The sequence below is a fragment of the Lactobacillus sp. HMSC08B12 genome, from assembly GCF_001808415.1.
GTDB classification, from domain to species: domain Bacteria; phylum Bacillota; class Bacilli; order Lactobacillales; family Lactobacillaceae; genus Lactobacillus; species Lactobacillus delbrueckii.
In genome coordinates this window covers 1-5,625 of the sequence record NZ_KV793156.1, presented here as the reverse complement: position 1 = coordinate 5,625, position 5,625 = coordinate 1, and the positions used below count along the sequence as shown (strand labels likewise).

At 52.2% G+C, this 5,625-nt stretch carries 5 protein-coding genes; 3 read left to right on the top strand and 2 right to left on the bottom strand.

What is annotated here, in order from left to right; translation table 11 throughout:
- Positions 1–50: 50 nt before the first annotated feature.
- Positions 51–1,559, bottom strand: a complete 1,509-nt coding sequence (gene glpK / locus HMPREF3168_RS05055; RefSeq protein ID WP_070488798.1) for a glycerol kinase GlpK — start codon at positions 1,557–1,559, stop codon at positions 51–53.
- A gap of 196 nt (positions 1,560–1,755) precedes the next feature.
- On the opposite strand from glpK, the gene HMPREF3168_RS05050 reads away from it, so the two are divergent.
- The 3 genes from HMPREF3168_RS05050 to HMPREF3168_RS05040 all read left to right on the top strand — a co-directional run bounded on the left by HMPREF3168_RS05050 (position 1,756) and on the right by HMPREF3168_RS05040 (position 5,069).
- The gene (locus HMPREF3168_RS05050) at positions 1,756–2,424 is read left to right on the top strand and encodes a type 1 glutamine amidotransferase (RefSeq protein WP_002879450.1); all 669 of its coding nucleotides are present in this window, start codon (positions 1,756–1,758) and stop codon (positions 2,422–2,424) included.
- Between the two features lie 194 nt (positions 2,425–2,618).
- A complete protein-coding gene (locus HMPREF3168_RS05045) occupies positions 2,619–2,855 on the top strand; it encodes a hypothetical protein (RefSeq protein ID WP_035161674.1) in 237 nt (78 codons plus the stop codon).
- A 123-nt stretch (positions 2,856–2,978) separates the two neighbouring features.
- Positions 2,979–5,069 carry an ATP-dependent Clp protease ATP-binding subunit gene (locus HMPREF3168_RS05040; RefSeq protein ID WP_070488795.1) on the top strand — a complete coding sequence of 697 codons (2,091 nt, stop codon included), beginning with the start codon at positions 2,979–2,981 and terminating at the stop codon, positions 5,067–5,069.
- Between the two features lie 81 nt (positions 5,070–5,150).
- Here the strand turns inward: HMPREF3168_RS05040 and HMPREF3168_RS10655 are convergent, their stop codons facing one another.
- Positions 5,151–5,390: a branched-chain amino acid transport system II carrier protein gene (locus tag HMPREF3168_RS10655; RefSeq protein ID WP_256388595.1), complete on the bottom strand. Its 240-nt coding sequence runs from the start codon at positions 5,388–5,390 to the stop codon at positions 5,151–5,153.
- Positions 5,391–5,625: the final 235 nt, after the last annotated feature.

The following is a 5,625-nucleotide window of genomic DNA, read 5'->3' as shown; positions in this document are numbered from 1 at the left end:
ATTGAAATCGCCTACTGCAAGATACCCTTCATCCTGTTAAACGTTAAAAACTAAAAATCTTTCCCGTGGGCAAAGACCCGGGTGGCCAGAACCGCCCGCTGCCAGCCCGCGTAGAGCCGGTCTCTTTCCGCCTCTTCCATCTTTGGTGCAAAGGCGGCCCCGGTCTTGGCAATTTCCTTCAAGCTATCCAGGTCTTGCCAGTAGCCAACGGCTAAACCTGCCAAAAAGGCGGCCCCCAGGCCAGTGGTTTCCAAATCCGCTGCCAGCTCGATCTTCTTGCCTAACAGGTCTGCCTGGAACTGGAGGAGGTAGTTGTTGTTTGAAGCCCCGCCGTCGACTCTGAGGACCGGAATCTCAATGCCCGAGTCCTTCTGCATGGTGTCGACCACGTCCCGGGTCTGGTAGGCCAAGGACTGCAGGGTTGCCTTGATCAAGTCCTTGTCGCTGCTGCCTCTGGTCAGGCCAAAAATCGCCCCCCGGGCTTCACTGTCCCAGTATGGTGCCCCCAAACCAGTAAAGGCGGGAACTACATAGACTTCATTATCGTCTTTAGATTCCAGGGCCGCCTGCTCTGATTCCGGAGCTGAGTTCAGCAGCTTGACCGAGTCTCTCAGCCACTGGATGGCTGACCCGGCCACGAAGACTGACCCTTCCAAAGCATAGTTTACTTGATTGCCCAGCTTGTAGCCAATAGTCGTCAGCAAATTATTCTTGGATTCAATCGGCTCCTCCCCCGTGTTCATCACGATGAAAGACCCGGTCCCGTAGGTGTTCTTGACCATGCCCGGCTTGACGGCCAATTGGCCAAACAAGGCCGCCTGCTGGTCCCCGGCCATCCCGGCGATCGGCACTCTGCCGCCGAAGAACTGGTAAGGGTCAGTTTCCCCGTAGACTTCAGAATTTGATTTAACCTCCGGCAGCATGGCCCGCGGAATCTTCAGCAGGTCCATGATCTCCTGGTCCCAGGTCAAATCATGAATGTTAAAGAGCATGGTCCGGCTGGCATTGGTGCAGTCAGTTACATGGACCTTGCCCCGGGTCAGCTTCCAGACCAGCCAGGTGTCGATCGTGCCAAAAAGCAGCTCCCCTTTTTCCGCCCTTTCCTGGGCCCCTTCCACATGGTCCAAAATCCAGCGGATCTTCGTGGCGGAGAAGTAAGGGTCGATCACCAGGCCCGTCTTTTGCCGGATCATCTCGCTGTAGCCGTCCTTAACCAGCTTTTCCGCGATATCGCTAGTTTGCCGGGACTGCCAGACGATGGCCGGGTAGATTGGCCGGCCCGTCTCCTTGTCCCAGACCACCGTGGTTTCTCTTTGGTTGGTAATCCCGATGGCCGCCAGTTGGTCCGGCCGGATGGCGGAGTTGATCAGGGCCGTTGACGTCGTGATCTGGACGGCATTCCAGATTTCCTCAGCCTGGTGCTCCACCCAGCCGGGCTTGGGGAAGTACTGGGTGAATTCCCGGGCCACGCTGGCCACCTGCTGGCCGGCATGGTTGAAAATGATTGCCCTGGTTGAGGTAGTCCCCTCATCGATTGCCAAAATGTATTGTTCACTCATATGTGATCCTTTAAACTTATCCTTTTCTTGCTTTACTTACTTGCTTTTTCGCCGTCTTTTGCGAAAACGCTTACCATTTTAGTCTAAGCCAGTTTGTGAAAAAAGCAAGCCAAAAGGACCTGGCCTTTAGATTATTATTTTTCCGCCTTTTAGTTTATAATTAGTGTGATTGATTACGATAAGGAAGAATTTGACTATGGATGATAATTTGATTCGCATTGCCTACCTCTACGAAGACTTGATGAACACCTACGGGGACTCCGGTGACGTCAAGATCCTCCGCTACTTTTTGCAGAAAAAAGGCTGGCAGACCCAGATCGACAATATCTCCCTGGGCAGCCAGTTCAACGCGGACGACTACGACTTTGTCTTCTTCGGCGGCGGCCAGGACTATGAACAAAGCATCGTGGCCAAGGACCTGCAGCGCTTCAAGGAAACCCTGAACGACTACATCCAGGCTGGCAACCCCATGCTGGCCATCTGCGGGGGCTACGAACTGATGGGAACCTACTACAACACCATTTCCGGGACCAAGATCAAGGGCCTGGGGATCCTGCCCCTACACACGGAATTTGACCCAGAGAAGCGGATGATCGGTGACACCAAGTACGAAACTGAATGGGGCCCGACCATCGGCTTTGAAAACCACTCCGGCCAGACCTTCCTGGATGACCGGAAGATGCTCAAACCTTTCGCCAAGGTAGTCGAAGGCTACGGCAATAACCATGAGGAAAAGGAAGACGGGGTCCGCTACAAGAACTTCATCGGCTCCTGGTCCCACGGCCCGATGCTTAAGAACGAGAATGTGGCTAATGCCCTGGTGGACATGATTTTGAAGCGGCACGCTGCCCGCGTGGCCCAATAAGATAGCTTTTTGACCAGCTTTTGACGAGCTGGTCTTTTTTTCGCGATTTTTTTAAAAAATCGTTATTTCATACTTGTGGTATATCACAGATGTGGTATAATAGTTGGCGTAGGGAAGTGAGAACGATGAAGATCGATAATTCTTCGATACCTCGACGACAGTGGTATAATAGGTGACGTAGGGGAGTGAGAACGATAAAGATCGATATTCTTCGATACCTCGACGACAAGCACCTGACCATTTACCGGGTGGCGAAAGAGTCGGGCTATGGCTACACTACCCTTCACAAGTCATTTAACAAGCAGCAATCAAATGCGACGTCAATCAACTTGCGCGATCTCGACGCGATCGCCCGGACCAAGCACGTGGCGATGTGGCAGGTTCTGCGTGAGCTGGAGAATGATTATCTCAGCGATGACGATGATGACTAAACTAAATACGAAGGCTGGTTTAACAGCTGAGCAAGTCCTATTGTTTTGATTTCGCTTGATGCTGAAGGAGTTTTTAGTTAGCCAAAAACCAGCAACTTATTTTACTCAGAAAGGAGTAAAATCATGGATTACAACAACTTTAACGATATGGATGATCTTTTTAGAGAATTAATGAACGGCTTGGGCGGCTTCAATTCCGAAAACCGCCGCTACTTGATCAACGGCCGGCAGGTAACCCCGGAAGAATTCGCTGAATACCAGAAGACTGGACAGCTGCCAGGACAAGGCCAGGCCAAGAATTTCCAGGGCAAGCAAAAGAAGGCCAACGGCATTTTGGAAAAGTTAGGCCGGAACTTGACCGCTGAAGCCCGGGAAGGCAAGCTCGACCCGGTCATCGGCCGGAACAAGGAAATCCAGGAAACGGCGGAAATCCTCTCCCGCCGGACCAAGAACAACCCAGTCCTGGTCGGGGACGCCGGGGTCGGCAAGACCGCGGTCGTTGAAGGCTTAGCCCAGGCAATTGTCCACGGGGACGTGCCGGAAGCAATCAAGAACAAGGAAATTATTTCCATCGACATCTCCAGCCTGGAAGCCGGGACCCAGTACCGGGGCTCCTTTGAGCAGAACATCCAGGACCTGGTCAAGGAAGTCAAGGACAGAGGCAATGTCATCCTCTTCTTTGACGAAATCCACCAGATCCTCGGTGCCGGCGGCATGGGCGACGGCAATGGTTCCAAAGGGATGAGCGACATCTTGAAGCCGGCTTTGTCCAGAGGTGAAATCACCGTAATCGGGGCCACCACCCAGGATGAATACCGGAACACCATCATGAAGGACACCGCTTTGGCCCGCCGCTTCAACGAAGTAACTGTCAATGCTCCGAGTCCAGCTGAAACCTTCAAGATCTTGAAGGGAATCCGGTCCTTATACGAAAAGCACCACAATGTGGAACTGCCAGACGACGTCTTGAGGGCCGCCATCGACTACTCAGTCCAGTACATTCCGCAGCGGTCCCTGCCTGACAAGGCCATCGACCTTTTGGACATGACCGCCGCTCACCTGGCTGCCCAGCACCCGGTGACTGACGCCAAGACCATCGAAAAGCAGATCAAGGAAGAAAAGCAGGCCCAGGAAAAGGCCGCTGAAAAGGAAGACTACGAAGCCGCCCTTGACCACAAGGCCAAGGCTGAAAAGCTGGAAAAGCAGCTGAGTGAAAACCACAAGGAAAGAAAGACCGTGGCTACCCCGGCTGACGTGGCCGCTGCTGTTGAACGCCTGACCGGGATTCCGGTTTCCAAGATGGGCGCCAGCGACATCGAACGCCTGAAGGGGCTCAGCAGCCGCTTAAAGGCCAAGGTCATCGGCCAGGATGAAGCCGTTGAAGCAGTAGCCAAGGCTATCCGCCGCAACCGGGCTGGCTTTGACGAAGGCAATCGGCCAATCGGCTCCTTCCTCTTCGTTGGCCCGACCGGGGTCGGCAAGACGGAACTGGCCAAGCAGCTGGCCTTGGACATGTTTGGCTCTAAGGATGCCATCATCCGCCTGGACATGTCTGAATACTCCGACCGGACAGCCGTTTCCAAGCTGATCGGGACCACGGCCGGCTACGTGGGCTACGATGACAACTCCAACACCTTGACGGAAAAGGTTCGCCGCAACCCTTACTCAATCATCCTTTTGGACGAAATTGAAAAGGCTGACCCGCAGGTCATCACCTTGCTCTTGCAGGTCCTTGACGACGGCCGCTTAACTGACGGGCAAGGCAACACGGTCAACTTCAAGAACACCATCATTATCGCTACCTCTAACGCCGGCTTCGGTAATGAACAGCTGATGAGCGACGCTAAGAAGGACGAGAAGCTGATGGACCGGCTGGCTCCTTACTTCAGACCGGAATTCCTCAACCGCTTCAACGCGGTCATCGAATTCAAACACCTAACCAAGGAAGACTTGAAGAAAATCGTTAACTTGATGCTGGCTGACGTAAACAAGACTCTGGCCAAGAAGGGCATCAGCCTGACTGTCAGTGAAAGCGCCAAGGACTACTTGATTGAACAAGGCTACGACGAAGCTATGGGGGCACGGCCGCTGAGAAGAGTCATCGAACAGGAAATCCGTGACAAAGTAACTGATTACTACCTGGACCACCTGGACGTCAAGAAGCTGAAGGCGGACATGGTCGACGGGACCCTGGTTATCAGTGAAGATAAATAATAGGATTCTGTTAAAGATCTTGCACAATCGTAAAAAAGGCAGTCAAATGACTGCCTTTTTTACTTTGTCCGGATTTTTGCATTATAATAAACAGGTAATATAAAATTGCTTACGGAAGGTTGCCTTATGCAAGATAAATTCTACGCTTTTAGTAAGGAAGCCAGGGAAGTTTACGAGCGCTCCCGTAATCCCGAAGGCCAAAGCTGCCAGGGCGTCCAGGGTGTTGTAGCCCTGCAGGAAGCCGTTGGTCAAAGGAGCAGCGAGGTAGTCGGCGCTAGCTTGCGTGCTGCTGGTTGCCCCCATTGGCTTGATAGCGGTAATTAAAAAGATGTTAAATTGACCTAAAATTCATCTAATTCTTATACGTTTTCAGTGCTTGCTATCTCTGGATTCTCTTCAAAATAGCCAGCTCTGATTAACTGAGAATAGAAAATGTTGCTACTAAATTCGGTGCAATATTAGGTGCAATGATTTGGATGCGTCCACAGGCTTCAACATGATTACTAAGACAACCTATGATAGAATCTAACTTAAACTTCCCACACCAAAAAGAACT